Genomic DNA, 15,924 nt, shown 5'->3' with positions numbered 1-15,924 from the left:
CCCTGAGCAGTCAGCCCAGGACTGTCGCGATGATCCCGGCGAGATAGCCCAGACGGGCAATTTCCGACGGCCGGAATTCCGGCCCGCCGGGGCGTCCGAGCATCAGGACACGACCACCGGAGCCCAGCGGCGCAGCGGCGAGGCTGGTGTCCATGTCGCGCCACACCTCGGGCACCCAGTCGGCCTCACCGTCGAGGACGGCCGGCTTCTCGAGGGGCATCCATGGGACCTCGGTGGCGTGAGTTTCGGGCGCGCCCGAGCTGCCGACCACCCGATATGCACCTTGCGGGCCGATGTCGATGATCACGGACCAGCCCACGCGCAGCACTCGCGGGGCGCCGTCGACGAGTACCTGCAGGCGATCGTCCTTCGCGGTGGCGACGGAGTCGATGAGTTCGAGTTCACGATGGGTGTCGAGGATTCCCGCGTACGGACGAATGGAATCCACCGATACACCGGGGAGATGCTCAGCTGCCGTGATGAGCGTGTCCGGTAGCGCTCCCGGTTCGACGTCGACGACAAGATCGTCGATGGCAAAACCGTCGCCTCGCTCCACGACGTCGAGGGAGAGAATGTCGGCTCCGACGGAACCCAGTGCGACGGCGAGTGCGCCGAGGCTACCGGGTCGATCGGGCAGACTGACGCGGAGCAGGTATGACACGTTCGTCCTTTCACTTTCGGTTTTCGCCCGGGCCGTGATGACTCGCGCTGTAAGTCATCTTTGCACTTGTCGCCTTGTCGATGGTCGGCGCCGCGGCCCTGTCACGCCCGCAATACGAGGTTGTGACATGACCGAAACACTTCGGTCGAACCGGACGTGGCGGTGGACACGCGAGGCGCGACTACAGGTCTCGGGAGCCGAGCAACTAGGCTGGACCGGCAATGAATACGTCCTCTTCCGAAAGGGGCCCCGCGGTGCCTGCCATCTCCCGTGACGAGGTCGCGCACCTCGCGCGGCTGTCCAGACTCGCACTGTCCGACGCAGAACTCGACGAGTTCGCCGGTCAGTTGGATTCGATTCTCAACCACGTCAAGGTGGTCACCGAGGTTGCGGCCGACGACGTTCCGCCCATGGCGAACCCCAATGCCGTCACCAACGTCACCCGACCGGACGTCATCGTGCCGGGATTGACCCCGGATCAGGCGTTGTCCGGTGCACCCGCAGTCGAACAGGATCGCTTTGCCGTTCCGCAGATCCTTGGAGAGGGCGAATGACCGCCGACCTGACCACGCTGGACGCATCGGTTCTGGCAGACAAGATCCATTCGCGTGAGGTGTCCTCGGTAGAGGTCACTCAGGCGCACCTCGATCGCATCGCTGCTGTCGACTCCGAGTACCACGCCTTCCTGCACGTCGCCGGTGAGCAGGCCCTCGAAGCCGCCGCTGCCGTCGACAGCTCCCTGGCCGCCGGAAACGAGCCCGCGTCTGCGCTCGCCGGTGTCCCGATTGCGCTCAAGGACATCTTCACCACCACCGACATGCCGACGACCTGTGCGTCGAAGATGCTCGAAGGATGGGTAGCGCCGTACGACGCGACCCTGACGAGCAAGCTTCGCGCCGCAGGCATTCCGATCCTCGGCAAGACCAACCTCGACGAATTCGCGATGGGATCCTCCACCGAGAACTCGGCGTACGGCCCGACGCGTAACCCGTGGGACACCACGCGTATCCCCGGCGGCTCTGGCGGTGGTAGCGCAGCGGCGCTCGCGTCCCGTCAGGCGCCGTTGGCCATCGGCACCGACACCGGTGGATCCATTCGTCAGCCGGCTGCTGTCACGGCAACCGTCGGGACCAAGCCGACGTACGGAACCGTCTCGCGTTTCGGTCTTGTCGCGTGCGCGTCTTCGCTCGATCAGGGTGGCCCGTGCGGTCGTACCGTGCTCGATACCGCGCTGCTGCACGAGGTCATCGCCGGACATGATCCGCGGGACTCCACGTCCATCGACGCCCCGGTGCGTCCGGTGGTTGCCGCCGCTCGCGAGGGTGCCAACGGCGACCTGCGCGGCGTCAAGGTCGGCGTCGTCAAGGAACTGCACTCCGACAGTTACCAGCCCGGCGTCATCGCGTCCTTCGACGCAGCAGTCGAGCAGCTCGAGGCTCTCGGCGCCGAGGTTGTCGAGGTGTCGTGCCCGAGCTTCGAGTACGCGCTCGCGTCGTACTACCTCGTGCTGCCCAGTGAGGTCTCGTCCAACCTGGCCCGCTTCGACGCGATGCGTTACGGCATGCGTGTCGACGACGGCAACATGAGCGCCGACCAGGTCATGGCAGCCACCCGCGCTGCCGGCTTCGGTCCGGAGGTCAAGCGCCGCATCATGATCGGTACCTACGCCTTGTCCTCGGGTTACTACGAGGCCTACTACGGCTCGGCGCTGAAGGTTCGCACTCTGATCGCTCGCGATTTCGACAAGGCGTACGAGCAGGTCGACGTTCTGGTCTCGCCGACCAGTCCGTTCACGCCGTGGAAGTTGGGGGAGAAGGTGGGCGATCCGCTCGCGATGTACCTCTCCGACCTCTGCACCCTGCCCACCAACCTGGCCGGCCATTGCGCCATGTCGGTGCCGTCGGGTCTCTCGGCGGACGACAATCTGCCCGTCGGTCTGCAGATCATGGCTCCGGCCATGGCGGACGAGCGTCTGTACCGCGTCGGTGCGGCGTACGAAGCGGCGCGTGGCCCGATCGGTACCGCTGTCTGACCGCAGAGCACTTTCTCCCGACAATGCCGTCACCGAATTTTCTCGGTGGCGGCATTGTCGTGTGGCGGCATTGTCGCGTCGGAAAGTGATTGTCTGAGCGGCAACATTTTTTGTCATCATCGGGCACACTCGTCAGTGGAGTGTGATCGGGGACACAGTGCCTCGGTTCGATCCGTCGTCGTCCGTGCATCACGAAGAATTTCGAGGAGTGCTGGTGAAGGTCAAGGCAGCAGTAGTCAAGGCGCCAGGTCAGCCGTGGGAAATCGAACAGGTTGATTTGGGTGATCCGATTTCCGGAGAAGTGCAGGTTCGGCTTGCCGCATCGGGGCTGTGCCATTCGGACGAGCACCTGCGGACGGGTGCAAGTCCGCTTCCCTTCTATCCCGCCGTGGGTGGGCACGAAGGCGCCGGAGTGGTGACGAAGGTGGGGCCCGGTGTGACGAGCGTCGTCGAAGGCGATCATGTTGTCCTTGCGTTCATTCCGGCGTGTGGACGCTGTCCGTCGTGCGCGAAGGGATTGCAGAATATCTGCGACCAGGGTGCCGGACTTCTTACGGGGCAGTCCATCTCGGACAATTCGTATCGAGTCACCCTCGATGGTGAGCCCGTCATTCAGATGTGCCTGCTCGGCACGTTCTCTCCGTACGTGACGGTCAACGAGTCCTCGGTGATCAAGATCGAGAAGGACATCCCACTCGACAAGGCGGCACTGCTCGGGTGTGGCGTCGCAACGGGATGGGGATCGGCGACGGCGATCGGTGGCGCCAAGGTCGGTGACACGGTAGTGGTGATCGGAGTTGGCGGCGTCGGCATCAACTCCGTGCAGGGTGCTGCGTCTGCCGGTGCTCGCTTTGTCATCGCGATCGACCCGGTTGAATTCAAGCGGCAGAAGGCCATGGAATTCGGCGCAACACATACCTACGCTTCCCTCGAAGAAGCTATCCCGGCGATCGGCGAACTCACGTGGGGCAAGATGGCCGACGTCACCGTGATCACAGTCGGTGAGATCCACGGCGACATGATTCAACCTGCCCTCAGTGCCACAGGTAAGGGCGGTCAGGTTGTGGTGGTCGGCATGGGCCATTATGCCGATTCGCAGGTGACACTCAGCCTGTTCGAGCTGACATTGCTCCAGAAGCGCTTGCAGGGAGCCATCTTCGGCGGTGTCGGCCCGCGTTCCCAGATTCCCAAGCTGCTCGATCACTACCGCAGTGGCGCACTCAAACTCGACGAGTTGGTGACCAACACCTACAAGCTCGAGGAGATCAACGAGGGCTACGCAGACATGCTCGCCGGAAAGAATCTGCGCGGCATGATCCTGTACACCGAGGCCGATTACTGACCTTGCTCGTGCTTGACCAGGGCTCTCCGGCATTCGTGCCGGAGAGCCCTTTTGTCTGTGGGGGTACGTCCGGAGGTACGTTGGTAGTTGCCACATTGGACCCGATGTCGCATTACGGTGCATATTTCATGCCCACAACCGAATAATTCCTCGCCGGCTTCATGCCGTGGATTTCGAACTTCAGCCAAAAATCTGTAAGGACAACATCATGACCAACACTCTCTCCGTGATCGATCAGGGAACAATCCTCGACTTCACCTTCGACGACGCATTGCGATACCACGGTCCCCTCGCTCCGGGAGGCGTTGCACACGCCTACAAGGTGATCGAGCGCGCGCTCGGGGAGTTGGCCGTGGACGGACCGGTCGAGCGCCGCGAACTGGTCATCACAACGTCACACGGCGGACCCGGCGTGCGCGACACCTTCGAACTGGTCACCCGCGCGGTCACGGAGGGGCGATACACCGTCGACAAGGCGCTTGCTCGTCCGGAGCGTGGTAACACGTTGGCGCAGTACGTTTTCCAGATCGACTACCGCGACCAGAGCGTGACGCTGATCATTCGTGAAGGAATTGTGGTCGACGAATTCATCGAGCTTGTCGGAAAGGCCGACAGAACAACCGAGGAGGACGCACGGTTGGTCGTGCTGAAGCTCGAGATGACCGATCGTGTCATGGCAAGTCCGGCTGACCAGATCTACGACGTGGTCCCGAGCACGGTTTCGCAGTGACCTCGTCCATCGTGAATCTCGTGATGCGCGCGGGATCCACCTATCCCGGCGATTCGCGAGTTCGATACGTCGACCTCTACACCTTCGACGATCTCGATCTGTCCACGATCGATGCACTTGTCGTCAGCTCGGATTGCGATCAGATCTTCCTCGAACGGCGACGAGAGCGCTTGACGGCCATTGCGTCTTCCGGTGGTCGCATCGCCTGAGTGAACCGCACCCGGTGTGGCAGGGGGTGGACGCCGCGGAATTGACCACCCGCAAGGGTGTTTCGGGTTTTTACGCTCGCGGATACCCGCAGAAACTTCCGGCTGGAGCCGTCGTCACTACTCGCATCGGCCGAGAGCAGCTGCCTCTCGACTATGTATACCCATTGGGTGATGGCTACGTGCTGGTCCATTCGGGTAACGACCTGACGGTGCCCGTATCAAATGAAATACATTGATGCGGGCACCGTTCTTCGATTGGCGAACGATCAGGTGTGGTCGACCCAGCGCAGCAGTGCGTAGAGGAAGCGCGTCGAGCCCGGCATGAAGTTGTTGCCGTGGTGATACGTCGGATCCAGTGTCGTGGCGATGATACGACCAGGCGTCGAGGTGGTGTCCTCGAAGAGCATCATGCCGGCATCATGTGGATTGCCGTTTGCGTCAGGCTCCTCCGAAATCAGGAGCGGGACAACGTCTGCGTCGGTATGAAGGAGGCCGTGGTGGTGCCAGATCACAGACTTCGTGGTGAGATACTTCCACGATTCGTGGTCGTGGCTGCGTGTACGGATCAACGGATCCTCGCCGGTTCGCCACCACCAGAAGTTGGTCGGACGCGGGCTCCAGGTCACGCCGGGAAGCCAGGTGTGCGCGGCATTTTCACCCAGCACGACAAGTGTGCCACCGCGTTCGGCGACTGCCAGGAACTCGGCGGCGTGCTTGCGGAGTAGCTCCGGATGCAAGCGATCGGCGAGAATCAGCGTCGTGACGTCGTCAAGGTCGCCAGGCTGCAGGTCGGCGAGGTAATGGAAGTCCGGCTGGTGCGCGACAACGGCCGGATCCTTGAGCGTCTGGAGATGAAAGTGTGAGCCGCCGTGCACCAGTGCGAGGTTGCGAGTGGACAGGGGAGCGCGGTCGGTGCGGTTGAATGCTTCGAGGGTTGTCGTTTCGGTGGTGGTCATCAGATTTCCGTTCGGTCGAGCTGAGCAAGCCAGGAAAGCAGCTGGGGGTAGACACGTGCGGACGTATTCGGATCGGACTGGAACACAGCCAGATCGATTCCTGCGTGTACCAGCACTTCGCCATTGCCGAGTGGGTAGACGTAGTCGACAGGCAGGCCGTGACGGCCGATGTAGTTGGTGACGATGGCGTTGTCCGGAAGTTTCTGACTGTAGCCGCGCCCGTAGAAGCCGGAGACTTCCTTGCGGAAACTGAGATCGGCGGGATCGACTCCTTCCCAGACGGGGTGGGGGCTACCGGCCGAGATTGCCAGATCCTTGGGGCCGGAGTACTGCAGTTTGCGCCACTGTCCCAGTCCGGGAAGAAAATCCGTCAGGGGATGCCCCATGATCGCGATCCGGCCGCCGCCTACGACGAAGTCCGTGAGGACGTCTTTGCGTCGTTCCAAGTAGATCTGATCGCAGTTGCCGTTGACGATGAGTCCGGTGACACTGGTCAAGTCCAGTGCGTCGAGTTCGTAGAGGTCGACGTTGCGGACGACAGCCGTGTCCGACGTGCCGCCGGCCATACCGGCGTTGGAGCCCATCACGAAGTGCAGAACCGGAGTTGTTGCGTGTGTTGCGGCGGTCATGTGAGCGAACTTTCTGTGAGGCGAAGGTCGTTTCCGGCCGCCGCAAAATTGTCGTAGCGGGTGTAGACCACGGTGCGGGGCTTCCCGCGGTCGTCGACCGTGTCGGTGACGACGTCGATGCCGTAGAGCCGCGACAGGGTTTCGCCCGTCACGAGAGTTTCCACTCGGCCGACGACGATCTCCTCGGGGCTGAACATGATTACCGCGTCGCCGCCGAGATGGAGCGCGTGATCGGGGTGATGTGTGGTCAGCAGGATGCCCATTCCTTCCGCTGCGAGTTCACGCAGAAGCCCGAGTACGTGCGCCTGGTTTCGGAGGTCGAGCGCCGAGACGGGTTCGTCGAGGATCATGAAGGTGCAGTCGGTGTTGAGTGCACGGGCGATCAGGACCAGTTGTCGTTGCCCACCGGACAGTTCGGTGAAATTCGATGTCGCGAGATGATCGATGCCGACTCGTTCGAGTACCGTACGAGTCAGTGCCACATCAGCTTTGCTGGGAACCCCGAAGGTCGAAACCTTTTTCGCTCGGCCCATCAGCACCATGTCGAAGACTGTGTAGGCAAAGCTGGAACCCGTGGCCTGCGGGACGTAGCCGATGTTCGGGTGCTCGAGCACCCGACCTTCCTCCGGGGTGGACAGCCCGGCAATGCACCGCAGCAGCGTGGTCTTGCCCTTGCCGTTGGGACCGAGGATCGACGTGATCGAGCCCGACGTGATGGTGAGGTTCGTGTGGCGAAATACCCAGTCCTGCCCGGGATACCGGAATCCGAGGTCAACCAGTTCAAGCATCGATGAACGCCCTTCTGCTCGAGTTGCGAAGGAGAACGACAAATACCGGCGCACCGATGATTGCCGTCAGGATTCCCAGTGGGATCTCGCCCGGACTGATCGTGCGCGACAGCGTGTCGATCACCGTGAGGTACGCAGCTCCGAGAACAAACGTCGTCGGCATCGAGATGCGGTGGTCCGGGCCGACCCACAACCGGGCCAGATGCGGGACAACCAGGCCGACCCAGCCGATGACACCGGACACAGCGACTGCACCTGCCGTCATGAACGCCACCATGACCAGAAGCAGCATGCGCAGCCGGTGCGGTTTCACACCGAGCGACGCGGCGTCGTCGTCGCCGAGCGAGAGGATGTTCACTCGCCAGCGCAACCCGAGGATGACCGCGCTGCCGAGAAGGATGGGAACGGCGGCAATTGCCACCTTGCCCATGTCGGCAGTGGCCAAAGAGCCCATGAGCCAGAAGACAATTGACGGAAGTGTGCTGTACGGATCGGCGAGGTAGGTGATCAACGAGACCAGTGCCGAGAAAAACGCACTGGTTACCACGCCGCCGAGCACGATCATGAGAATCGAACTGCCGGAACGGGTTTTTCCGATCGCCATCACCATGATCAGGGCGGCGATACCGAAAATGAATGCTCCACCGACCAGGAATGCCGAACCGAGTCCGAGCATCAGGACAAGGACTCCGCCGAAGGAAGCTCCGGACGAGACGCCCAGAACCTGAGGGCTTACCAAAGGGTTCCGGAATACTGCTTGCAGGGCGGAACCACCCAGGGCGAGGCCGCCGCCGACCAGCATTCCGAGCAGAAGTCGCGGGAACCGCACGCCGAGAACAACTTGCGACTCGACATCGGTCCAGGTCTGCTCGAGTGGGATCACCCGATCGATGAGGATCCGGGCGACCTCGTTGACCGGGATCGTGTACCGGCCGATGGCAAGGGCTGCCAGGCCGATCGCGAGGATTCCGAACGTCAAGATCAGTGGAACGGCGAAAGCTTTGTACCGGGAGGACCTTCCGGCGGATTTCTCGCTATCGGAGGCTGCCGGGTTGGGCTCAAGCGCGGAACGAGTCATATCCGGTGCTCACCTGATTGGACTCGAGATGCAGGATGCGATCGATTTCGGCGTCGGTGACGTCGTAGGCGTACAGCGACGTGTACGTCTCACGAATACGATTGCGCAGATCGAGATCGAGTTTCGCTTCGGGATAGAAGATCTCAGCGACCCAGAGCCACATCAGGTTCGACTCGTTGCACGGGGGATCCCACGAGAATCCGCCGATCGGCGCCTTGTAGACGCGCTTGTTCTTCACCGCGCTCAACGATGCCCAGTTGGGGTCGTCGTAGATGTCCTGCGGGGTGGCCGCGTCGAAGTTTCCGAGAACCAGGACTTCGGGATCCCACGTGAGGATCTGCTCCTTGGTGACGGCTACGCTCGTGCCTTTTCCGGCGCCGCGGGCGACGTTCTTGCCGCCGGCGAGGGTGATCCAGAAGTCCATGTACGTGTTGTCGGCGGACACCTTGGTCTCGGGAGTGCTGTAGAAGTACATCGCTCGAGGCGCCTTGGCCGTATTGGCAGCGGCAATGGATTCGACGGTCTTGCGGTCAGTTGCCATGCGCGCGAGGATTTCCTGCGCTTCTTCCTTCTTGTCGAGAAGGTCGCCGAAGATGTTGATCCAGGCTTCGAGATCTTCCTGCGTGCCGTACTTGAGGAGGATGACCTTGAGGCCTGCGTTGCGCAGTGGCGCAACAATGTCGTCGCCCTTGTCGCCCCACTGTATGACGACATCCGGGTTGAGGGAGAGAATCTGTTCGACGTTCGGGACGAAGTCGGGTCCCGAAACGACTGGGGTATTGAGGAATTCGGGGAACATCACTCCGAGCATGCCGTTCTTGGCAAGCGAGATCGCGCTCGAGTTGACGCCGACGTTGCGCGAGATCGACTGATCGGAACCGGCAATCATCGACGGAACGGGGATGATTGCGGACGCGATCCGGCCGACCGGGGTGTCGAAGGTAATCGTGTTCTGGTACTGATCCACTACGGTAAACGGACCGGTGCTGGGGCCGGTCGACGCAGTCTCGGACACCGGCGTCCGAGACGAGCACGCTGTAACGCCGAAAGCTCCGAGTGCTGCCGCTGCGACGCCCATCGAGCGGATGAGTTGGCGCCGCGTCAGGGCGCCGGCAAGAGGGGATGGGGTGTGCTTCGGGGGCATGGTTTCTCCGAAAAGACTTGGCGTGGTGATGGTTATCGAAAACTGAAATCAATTTCTAGCGGAAGTAAAGCTAGCATAGCCTTGCTAAGGGTTGACTTGCCTAATTTTGTGGCGCGATAGACATGACAAAGACCGCTCCATCCGTCTGACGGATCGAGCGGTCGTGTTGTCAGTAGTGCTGGTGAGTCAGTGCTGGCGGGTCAGCGACCTGCAAACATTTTGATGCGTTGCTCACGACTGCGTTCGAGGTGAGCCCGCATATGTTCGCGGGCGGACTTCTCGTCGCGACCGCGGATTGCGGCCAGGATGTCCTGATGTTCGGAGTTCAGCAGGTCGGGTTCACCGTAGTTGGACGGCGGGCCGCTGTCGTAGATCCGTAGTTGGGTAGTCAATCTGATCAGAAGTGATGTGATCGTGGCGTTGTGCGCAGACTGCCAGAGTGCTTCGTGGAACTTGAAATTGCCGGCCCGAACCGCGGCGCCGTCGGTGGCCGTGCAGCACTGTTCGTGAAGCCCTTCGAGGCGTGCAAGATCCAGTTCGGTGTGGCGCAGTGCGGCCGCCCCGGCGGCTTCGGACTCCAAAGCCACTCGCGCAGCATAGATTTCGATCACGTCTTCGGGGGTCCCGGAGCGTACGCGGAATCCGCGGGCGGCGCGCTCGAGAAGGCCGTCGTGCGCAAGCCAATTGAGGGCTTCCCGGATAGGAGTGCGGGAAGCGCCGTAGGTTTCGCACAATTGGGTTTCATGTAATGGGGCGCCCTGGGCGAACTTTCCGTCGAGGATGTCGGCGCGCAAGCGTAGGTACTGGCGGGAAGTCTGGTCGGAACGTCCCAGTGCTGCCTCCGGCACCAGTATGTCTGCGCTGGTCGTGGTTTCCTCGACGCCCATGTTTCCCCGTTCCTTCTTCGTGAGTGAAGCGCGTTTGATTATGCCACTGACAACGCGTGAGTACTTGCGTATACGCTAGTACTCACATAAGTTCGTGGACGTTGGTTTCGGTTCGGTGGGTTTCAGCTCACGTGGTTGCAGTTACGGAAGAGGTGCGTCGGTGACACAAACTTCGGTCACACCGTTGATCGACAGTGAGACACTGTCGCAGCTGTTGCCCGGCGGCAACGTCGTGGTTCTCGACGTCACGGTGCATTTCCCGCCAGCGCGCTTCGACGGTGACTACCGCCCCGAGTCGGGCTACGCAGGCTGGACCGAGGCTCATATTCCGGGATCCCGCCACGTCGATCTCATGACAACGTTCTCCGACCGCGGCGCATCATTGCATTTCACCAAGCCCACGGCCGAACAACTGGCACTCGACCTGGCAGCGGCCGGGATCGGGGCGGACGCAACGATCGTGATCTACGACCAAGGCTCGATGACCTGGGCGTCGCGGCTGTGGTGGGTGCTGCGCAACGCGGGAATCGGTGCGCGGGTACTCGACGGCGGACTCGCCGCCTGGACGTGGCACGGATTTGCGGTCGAATCCGGGGAAGAACGAACACCGGCGCAGTCTGTTGCGGCCTGGGACGTTGCCGATCTGGACCTGTGGGCTGATCGCGACGATGTTGCAGCGGTCTCGACCGGCGAGCAGCCTGGCACCCTGGTCTGCGCGCTGGCCCCCGAACAATTTGCCGGAACCGAGAAAACGAGATATTCGCGGCGTGGGCACATCCCGGGAAGCCGGAATCTGTCGGCAAAAAGCCTGCTGGACGACAACGGATTGATGCTGCCGGCCACCGATCTCGCGTCGCGGGCGCACGTGCTGTCGGCGAGTGTCGCTCCGATCATCATCTATTGCGGCGGAGGCGTTTCCGCGTGCCTGACCGCGCTCAGCCTGGTGATGAGCGGCTACGACGCCATCAAGGTATACGACGGTTCCCTCGAGGAATGGACAGCTGATCCCACCTTGCCGATGGTTGCGGGAACCGGGCCCACCGACAGCGATCGATGTCGCGAGTCCTGATCGCCCGGCCCCGTACCGACCTCACATTCTCGAAGGAAAATTCATGTCTGACATCAATACGGCCGATATTTCTGCAGAAACTGTTGTCTCGGCGCTCGAGGCGCTTCGTGCGCAGGTGCCGCTCGTTCAATCACTGACCAACATCGTCTCGGCCAACTTCCTGACCAATGTTCTTCTGGCGGCAGGGGCAAGCAATGCGCATATCGACAATGTGCACGAAGCGGCCGGTTTTGCAGCGATCGCCGGGGGAGTTCTGGTCAATCTCGGCACTCCTGACGACGCGACTGCCGCAGCTTTCCGTGTTGCTGCCGAAGCAGCTCAGACCGCAGGCACACCCTGGGTTCTCGACCCGGTCGGTGTCGGTGGATTGCCCTGGCGCAGCGAGATTGCCGTGGACCTCCTTCAGTTCCGTCCGACCGCAATCCGCGGTAATGCGTCGGAGATCATCGCGCTCGCCGGTCTGGGCGGAGATACCCGTGGCGTCGACAGCGCGTCCGATTCGGTCGACGCTGTTCCGGCAGCGCTCGCTCTGTTGAAGTACGCGGACGCCGTATCTGCTTCGGGTCCGGTCGATTACGTTGTCGGGCGCGACCGTGACGGCGGCGTCGTCGGTGTCAAGATTTCGGGCGGCAGCGCACTTCTTCCCCGTGTCACCAGCACGGGATGCTCGTTGGGTGGCCTTGTTGCTGCGTATCTTGCTGTGGCACCGACTCCGTTGGAAGGACTTGTTGCGGCCCACACTCACGTTGCCGTTGCGTCCGAGATCGCTGAGGCGAACTCCACCGGCCCAGGATCGTTTGCGGTTGCCTACCTGGACGCGCTCTACGCCGTAGACGCCGACACCATTCGCGCGCGAGCTCGCGTCGAATCCTTCGAACTGCCGGCCGGAGTGCAGAACTGATGAGCGTCAAGACTTTCTGGTACCTCACCCAGGCTGACGGTGACTACCCGTGGAGCCCCGGCGGGTTGTACCCGGTGGACGGCGCGCGGCAGATCGAACTTGCCAAGACGATCGACGACGGCGGATTCGAAGGTGCACTGGTAGCCACCTGGCCGAATGATCCGTTCATTTCCGCGACCTGGGCAGCAGCTCATACCAGTCGCATGAAGTTCCTGGTCGCGATCTACGCGAACATGACACCGGCACGTTTGCTGGCCGAGAAGGCACTGACCTTCGACGCTTTCAGCGGCGGCAGGTTGATGATCAACTCGGTCAACGGCCGCGAGAACATCCTGACCAAGTACGACATGAACGTCGACCACGACCAGCGGTACGAACTGGGCGAGCAGTACTGGGCTGATTTCCGACGCATCTACGCCGAGGGCACCGAGTCCAACTTCCCGAACACACCGTTGCGGATCGATGCACCGGTGGGCCACCAGGTTCCGCTGTGGGGAACCGGGGATTCGCCTGCAGGCCTGGCAAATTCAGGCAAGGTCCTCGACACGTACCTGGCGATGCTCCGCGAAACGTCCTTCATCGAGGAGAAGTTCTCGGCCGCGCGGGACGCGGCAACTGCCGCTGGACGCGAATTCACAGACTTCGGTGCCCTGACCGGAGTGATCGTACGGCCCACGAAAGGCGAAGCGCTCGAACGATTCCGATCGCTGTTCGAGAAGACGGGCATCGAGCAGATTGCCGATATTCTCGACAACGCGGTGCGTCGACGCACACACGGCGCGCAGGATCTCAAGACCTTCACCGCCCGCGACTCGCAGCGCCAAGGGTGGGTCGATGCAATCGCGGCCGGTCGGCTCCCCGAACCTGAAGACTTGTATGTCGGTGACGGACTCTATGCCGGCATTACCGCGTGGTCTCCACTCGATATCTTCGGAACTGGTTCGTCGGCGGTCTACTATGTTGGCGACCCCGATTCGATCACCGATTCGGTGCGCACCCTTCGGCAGCGCACCGGCCTGACCGCACTCATTCTCGCGGGATGGCCGCTGATCGAAGAAGCAAAATGGGTGTCGGAGTACCTGATTCCGCGATTCGACGAACTGGACTGAGTGCTGCTCTAGCGGTACTCGCGCAGTAGCTGGGTCGGAGTTACGCCGGTCAGCGCCTGAACATCACGGGACAGGTGAGCCTGATCGGCGTATCCGGCGTGCGCCGCATGAACGGCCAAGGGAACGTTCGTGCTGCGCGATGACGTCAGTATGTTCTGCATACGCTGGACTTTCTGGATCATCTTCGGTGCGAGCCCCGTCGACGCAACGATTGTGCGCCGGAAATGTCGTTCGGAGACTCCGAGATCTGCCGCTATGTCGCGGACCTTGGCTTGCGGCGACGCGGTCAATGCTGCATATCCGATCTGGGCCATCTCTTCGGGATAGATACTCGGCCACAGTTTTTCGAGGAGGGCCGCATCGACGCGTTCGCAACGCAACGCGTCCGCCAGGATTCGGGCCGTTCGGGAGGGGAGAATGCCGTCGAAGTCGACTTTGGTGTCCTGCACAGCTTCCGCATCGGTCCCGAGTATCGAACGTAGGGCAGGTGGACTGATTCGAACTCCCCACCGGGTTACTCCCGGCGTCGTCGTGACCAGATCCGCGGCGGTCGCCGGCCCGACCAGCCAGGCTTTGCCCGTGCTGTCGGCTATGAAGTCTGCGCAGAGATCCGGAATGATCCGATGAACGGCATCGGTGTTCTCGGCGCTGGACGTGCTTGTCCACAGGCAACCGAAGAGGTCTGTGCCATCGATGCGTTTTTCCGCGTACATGTGGCCGTTTTGTTCAAGACCGGTGTCCGCGCTGCGACTACCGTGTGTGGTGCGAGCGTCCGTGGCAGTCATCTCTTGATCGTCACACACTCGTCGACTACTTTTCGAACCGAAAACAGGAGAACACAGTGTCGGTGTCACCTCGTCTTGATCTTGTCGGAATTGTCACCGGCGATCTCGATCGTTCCCTTGCGTTCTACCGCAGCCTGGGCCTCGAGATCCCCGAGACGCCGTCCGATGCCCCGCACGTCGAGTTCACCTTCGAGGGCGGACTGAGGCTGGCGTGGGATGCCGAGTCGACGATCAAGAGTTTCGACCCTGACTATGCGACAGCGGCCGGCCGACATCCCGTGGCGTTGGCCTTCGATTTCGGTACCCCCGGGGCCGTCGACGAAGCGTACGCACGAATCACCGCAGACTTTGCCGGGCACAAGGAACCCTTCGACGCCGTGTGGGGCCAGCGTTACGCGGTGCTCCTCGACCCGGACGGAAACACGGTCGATCTGTTTGCCGCGCTCTGACCGATCGCTTCCGGCATATTTCAGGGTCCGAGAACGACGACTGCTACGAGCAGGTTGAGCAGAGTCGCCGATACCGCGAAGGTGACAGCGCCGGGTAGGAAAGTTCGAAAGCGCACGGCCACGAATGCAGCGAGCGCGAGAGTGGTCACGACGGCGGTCACGAATACGGCGATCCCGGATTGAAAGGGCAGCGTTCGCCAGAGCGCTCCCGCGGCGATCAGGCCTAGCGGCAGTCCGACGACGACCTGGGCCAGTGATCCCACCAAGCGTTGACGTTGATCGCGTTCGGGTACGCCAGTTGTCATGGAAATCAGTATGTGGCAGGGCGTGACCAAATGTCCCGATACTCGGACATATCAGGAGAAAGCTAGGGCACAGCAGGACAAAGGAATTGGCGGGATGCGTTCCAGAACGGAAAGAGGTCGGTCGTGCTCGCATCGGGGTGATCCGTCAGAGCCAGATCGTTGAAATCGAAAACCGTTCGGCCTGCGGTACTGCTGACTCCGCATGCCTGCAGACTCAGCTTCGCGGCGGGGGCGAAGCCGACGCTGCGTGCGTAGGGACCGAGCACTCCGGAGTGGACGAAACTGTCGATTGCGTGGCCCCACTGGTTGTACTCGGTTTGCAAGTCGAAGCTGCACGCCTCGCCGAACAGCTCGGCGCACGTTGTCGGTTGCCCGTCGATGACGGCCGGCGTATCGGCGAGGGTGCGAGAAGTCTCGGCTTGCGGCGATTTATGGATCACGAGATAAGCACCGACTGCGACGACGCCCACAATCACGACGCTCGCCAGAATCGCCGGCAACGCCTTCATGATCACGTCGATCGGCTCGACCACGCAGCGGCTATCTCCGGGTGAAAGCCCATGATTTCGTCGATGTGCTTGGCGTCAGCTGTGTCCACCTCGGCCCGATGCCGTTGTGCTGTGACCAGTAACCCGTCGGGATGACCGGGGGGACCCGGCGAAGGCGCAGGTACGTCCGCTTCGAGGTCTCTGATCAACTCGTCCAAACGTGTCGCGAGGAATACCTTCTTCTCCGTGCTCATAGCCGTCACGTCCATTCGTCTTCGCGCTGTACTCGATCGCTGTGCCCGGTCACCGGCGTTGCGAAACCGGAATTGCCGGCTCTGATTTCGAGTCACCGCCAGTGGGTA

20 protein-coding genes are annotated in these 15,924 nt (G+C 61.9%); 9 read left to right on the top strand and 11 right to left on the bottom strand.

Annotated elements, in window-relative coordinates; genetic code table 11:
• Nucleotides 1-10: 10 nt before the first annotated feature.
• Nucleotides 11-661, bottom strand: a complete 651-nt coding sequence (locus FFI94_RS19135; protein WP_138869225.1) for an ACT domain-containing protein — start codon at nucleotides 659-661, stop codon at nucleotides 11-13.
• A gap of 254 nt (nucleotides 662-915) precedes the next feature.
• On the opposite strand from FFI94_RS19135, the gene gatC reads away from it, so the two are divergent.
• From gatC to FFI94_RS19110, 5 genes are all read left to right on the top strand, one after another.
• Entirely contained in the window at nucleotides 916-1,215 is a 300-nt protein-coding gene (gene gatC / locus FFI94_RS19130) for an Asp-tRNA(Asn)/Glu-tRNA(Gln) amidotransferase subunit GatC (protein WP_033231072.1), read from the top strand.
• Nucleotides 1,212-2,693 carry an Asp-tRNA(Asn)/Glu-tRNA(Gln) amidotransferase subunit GatA gene (gene gatA / locus FFI94_RS19125; RefSeq protein WP_138869224.1) on the top strand — a complete coding sequence of 494 codons (1,482 nt, stop codon included), beginning with the start codon at nucleotides 1,212-1,214 and terminating at the stop codon, nucleotides 2,691-2,693. The genes gatC and gatA overlap by 4 nt, the downstream gene beginning before the upstream one ends.
• 214 nt (nucleotides 2,694-2,907) lie before the next feature.
• Nucleotides 2,908-4,035, top strand: a complete 1,128-nt coding sequence (locus FFI94_RS19120; protein WP_138869223.1) for an NDMA-dependent alcohol dehydrogenase — start codon at nucleotides 2,908-2,910, stop codon at nucleotides 4,033-4,035.
• Between the two features lie 208 nt (nucleotides 4,036-4,243).
• The gene (locus FFI94_RS19115) at nucleotides 4,244-4,765 is read left to right on the top strand and encodes a hypothetical protein (RefSeq protein ID WP_138869222.1); all 522 of its coding nucleotides are present in this window, start codon (nucleotides 4,244-4,246) and stop codon (nucleotides 4,763-4,765) included.
• Complete coding sequence (locus FFI94_RS19110; protein ID WP_138869221.1) at nucleotides 4,762-4,974, top strand: hypothetical protein; 213 nt, start codon at nucleotides 4,762-4,764, stop codon at nucleotides 4,972-4,974. Before FFI94_RS19115 ends, FFI94_RS19110 begins: the two co-directional genes overlap by 4 nt.
• 266 nt (nucleotides 4,975-5,240) lie before the next feature.
• Here the strand turns inward: FFI94_RS19110 and FFI94_RS19105 are convergent, their stop codons facing one another.
• From FFI94_RS19105 to FFI94_RS19080, 6 genes are all read right to left on the bottom strand, one after another.
• Nucleotides 5,241-5,930 (bottom strand): hypothetical protein, encoded by a 690-nt coding sequence (locus tag FFI94_RS19105; RefSeq protein ID WP_138869220.1) that lies wholly within the window; start codon nucleotides 5,928-5,930, stop codon nucleotides 5,241-5,243.
• Complete coding sequence (locus tag FFI94_RS19100; RefSeq protein WP_138869219.1) at nucleotides 5,930-6,559, bottom strand: hypothetical protein; 630 nt, start codon at nucleotides 6,557-6,559, stop codon at nucleotides 5,930-5,932. The genes FFI94_RS19105 and FFI94_RS19100 overlap by 1 nt, the downstream gene beginning before the upstream one ends.
• Nucleotides 6,556-7,347 (bottom strand): ABC transporter ATP-binding protein, encoded by a 792-nt coding sequence (locus FFI94_RS19095; RefSeq protein ID WP_138869218.1) that lies wholly within the window; start codon nucleotides 7,345-7,347, stop codon nucleotides 6,556-6,558. The genes FFI94_RS19100 and FFI94_RS19095 overlap by 4 nt, the downstream gene beginning before the upstream one ends.
• Entirely contained in the window at nucleotides 7,340-8,425 is a 1,086-nt protein-coding gene (locus tag FFI94_RS19090; protein ID WP_138869217.1) for an iron ABC transporter permease, read from the bottom strand. Before FFI94_RS19090 ends, FFI94_RS19095 begins: the two co-directional genes overlap by 8 nt.
• Nucleotides 8,406-9,569 (bottom strand): ABC transporter substrate-binding protein, encoded by a 1,164-nt coding sequence (locus tag FFI94_RS19085; RefSeq protein ID WP_138869216.1) that lies wholly within the window; start codon nucleotides 9,567-9,569, stop codon nucleotides 8,406-8,408. Before FFI94_RS19085 ends, FFI94_RS19090 begins: the two co-directional genes overlap by 20 nt.
• Before the next feature lie 200 nt (nucleotides 9,570-9,769).
• On the bottom strand, nucleotides 9,770-10,456 hold the full coding sequence (locus FFI94_RS19080; RefSeq protein WP_138869215.1) for a GntR family transcriptional regulator: 687 nt from the start codon (nucleotides 10,454-10,456) through the stop codon (nucleotides 9,770-9,772).
• Between the two features lie 160 nt (nucleotides 10,457-10,616).
• Between FFI94_RS19080 and FFI94_RS19075 the strand changes: the two genes are divergently transcribed.
• From FFI94_RS19075 to FFI94_RS19065, 3 genes are read left to right on the top strand one after another with little or no spacing between them, the layout of a single operon-like run.
• Nucleotides 10,617-11,525, top strand: coding sequence for a sulfurtransferase (locus FFI94_RS19075; protein ID WP_138869214.1), 909 nt, complete (start codon nucleotides 10,617-10,619; stop codon nucleotides 11,523-11,525).
• Between the two features lie 43 nt (nucleotides 11,526-11,568).
• Nucleotides 11,569-12,426, top strand: coding sequence for a hydroxyethylthiazole kinase (gene thiM / locus FFI94_RS19070; RefSeq protein ID WP_138869213.1), 858 nt, complete (start codon nucleotides 11,569-11,571; stop codon nucleotides 12,424-12,426).
• On the top strand, nucleotides 12,426-13,535 hold the full coding sequence (locus FFI94_RS19065; protein ID WP_138869212.1) for an LLM class flavin-dependent oxidoreductase: 1,110 nt from the start codon (nucleotides 12,426-12,428) through the stop codon (nucleotides 13,533-13,535). The genes thiM and FFI94_RS19065 overlap by 1 nt, the downstream gene beginning before the upstream one ends.
• Before the next feature lie 8 nt (nucleotides 13,536-13,543).
• Here the strand turns inward: FFI94_RS19065 and FFI94_RS19060 are convergent, their stop codons facing one another.
• Nucleotides 13,544-14,320, bottom strand: a complete 777-nt coding sequence (locus FFI94_RS19060) for an AraC family transcriptional regulator (protein WP_260684207.1) — start codon at nucleotides 14,318-14,320, stop codon at nucleotides 13,544-13,546.
• Between the two features lie 56 nt (nucleotides 14,321-14,376).
• On the opposite strand from FFI94_RS19060, the gene FFI94_RS19055 reads away from it, so the two are divergent.
• The gene (locus FFI94_RS19055; protein WP_138869210.1) at nucleotides 14,377-14,769 is read left to right on the top strand and encodes a VOC family protein; all 393 of its coding nucleotides are present in this window, start codon (nucleotides 14,377-14,379) and stop codon (nucleotides 14,767-14,769) included.
• 20 nt (nucleotides 14,770-14,789) lie between these two features.
• Here FFI94_RS19055 and FFI94_RS19050 read toward each other — a convergent pair whose 3' ends face one another.
• From FFI94_RS19050 to FFI94_RS19040, 3 genes are all read right to left on the bottom strand, one after another.
• Nucleotides 14,790-15,074, bottom strand: coding sequence for a hypothetical protein (locus FFI94_RS19050; protein WP_138869209.1), 285 nt, complete (start codon nucleotides 15,072-15,074; stop codon nucleotides 14,790-14,792).
• A gap of 62 nt (nucleotides 15,075-15,136) precedes the next feature.
• Entirely contained in the window at nucleotides 15,137-15,607 is a 471-nt protein-coding gene (locus FFI94_RS19045) for a hypothetical protein (RefSeq protein ID WP_260684206.1), read from the bottom strand.
• On the bottom strand, nucleotides 15,586-15,816 hold the full coding sequence (locus tag FFI94_RS19040) for a hypothetical protein (protein WP_138869208.1): 231 nt from the start codon (nucleotides 15,814-15,816) through the stop codon (nucleotides 15,586-15,588). The genes FFI94_RS19045 and FFI94_RS19040 overlap by 22 nt, the downstream gene beginning before the upstream one ends.
• Nucleotides 15,817-15,924: the final 108 nt, after the last annotated feature.

Source organism: Rhodococcus sp. KBS0724, from assembly GCF_005938745.2.
Classification (GTDB): domain Bacteria; phylum Actinomycetota; class Actinomycetes; order Mycobacteriales; family Mycobacteriaceae; genus Rhodococcus_F.
Note: the sequence above shows the minus strand (reverse complement) of the source record. Positions and strands in the feature narration are given on the sequence as shown.

Bases quoted from the DNA above. Each gene is read 5' to 3' on its own strand.
- FFI94_RS19085 (WP_138869216.1), bottom strand. From the start codon at position 9,569: ATGCCCCCGAAGCACACCCCATCCCCTCTTGCCGGCGCCCTGACGCGG.
- FFI94_RS19115 (WP_138869222.1), top strand. From the start codon at position 4,244: ATGACCAACACTCTCTCCGTGATCGATCAGGGAACAATCCTCGACTTC.
- FFI94_RS19060 (WP_260684207.1), bottom strand. From the start codon at position 14,320: ATGACTGCCACGGACGCTCGCACCACACACGGTAGTCGCAGCGCGGAC.
- FFI94_RS19080 (WP_138869215.1), bottom strand. From the start codon at position 10,456: ATGGGCGTCGAGGAAACCACGACCAGCGCAGACATACTGGTGCCGGAG.
- FFI94_RS19090 (WP_138869217.1), bottom strand. From the start codon at position 8,425: ATGACTCGTTCCGCGCTTGAGCCCAACCCGGCAGCCTCCGATAGCGAG.
- FFI94_RS19100 (WP_138869219.1), bottom strand. From the start codon at position 6,559: ATGACCGCCGCAACACACGCAACAACTCCGGTTCTGCACTTCGTGATG.
- FFI94_RS19105 (WP_138869220.1), bottom strand. From the start codon at position 5,930: ATGACCACCACCGAAACGACAACCCTCGAAGCATTCAACCGCACCGAC.
- gatA (WP_138869224.1), top strand. From the start codon at position 1,212: ATGACCGCCGACCTGACCACGCTGGACGCATCGGTTCTGGCAGACAAG.
- FFI94_RS19095 (WP_138869218.1), bottom strand. From the start codon at position 7,347: ATGCTTGAACTGGTTGACCTCGGATTCCGGTATCCCGGGCAGGACTGG.
- thiM (WP_138869213.1), top strand. From the start codon at position 11,569: ATGTCTGACATCAATACGGCCGATATTTCTGCAGAAACTGTTGTCTCG.
- FFI94_RS19040 (WP_138869208.1), bottom strand. From the start codon at position 15,816: ATGAGCACGGAGAAGAAGGTATTCCTCGCGACACGTTTGGACGAGTTG.
- FFI94_RS19050 (WP_138869209.1), bottom strand. From the start codon at position 15,074: ATGACAACTGGCGTACCCGAACGCGATCAACGTCAACGCTTGGTGGGA.
- FFI94_RS19065 (WP_138869212.1), top strand. From the start codon at position 12,426: ATGAGCGTCAAGACTTTCTGGTACCTCACCCAGGCTGACGGTGACTAC.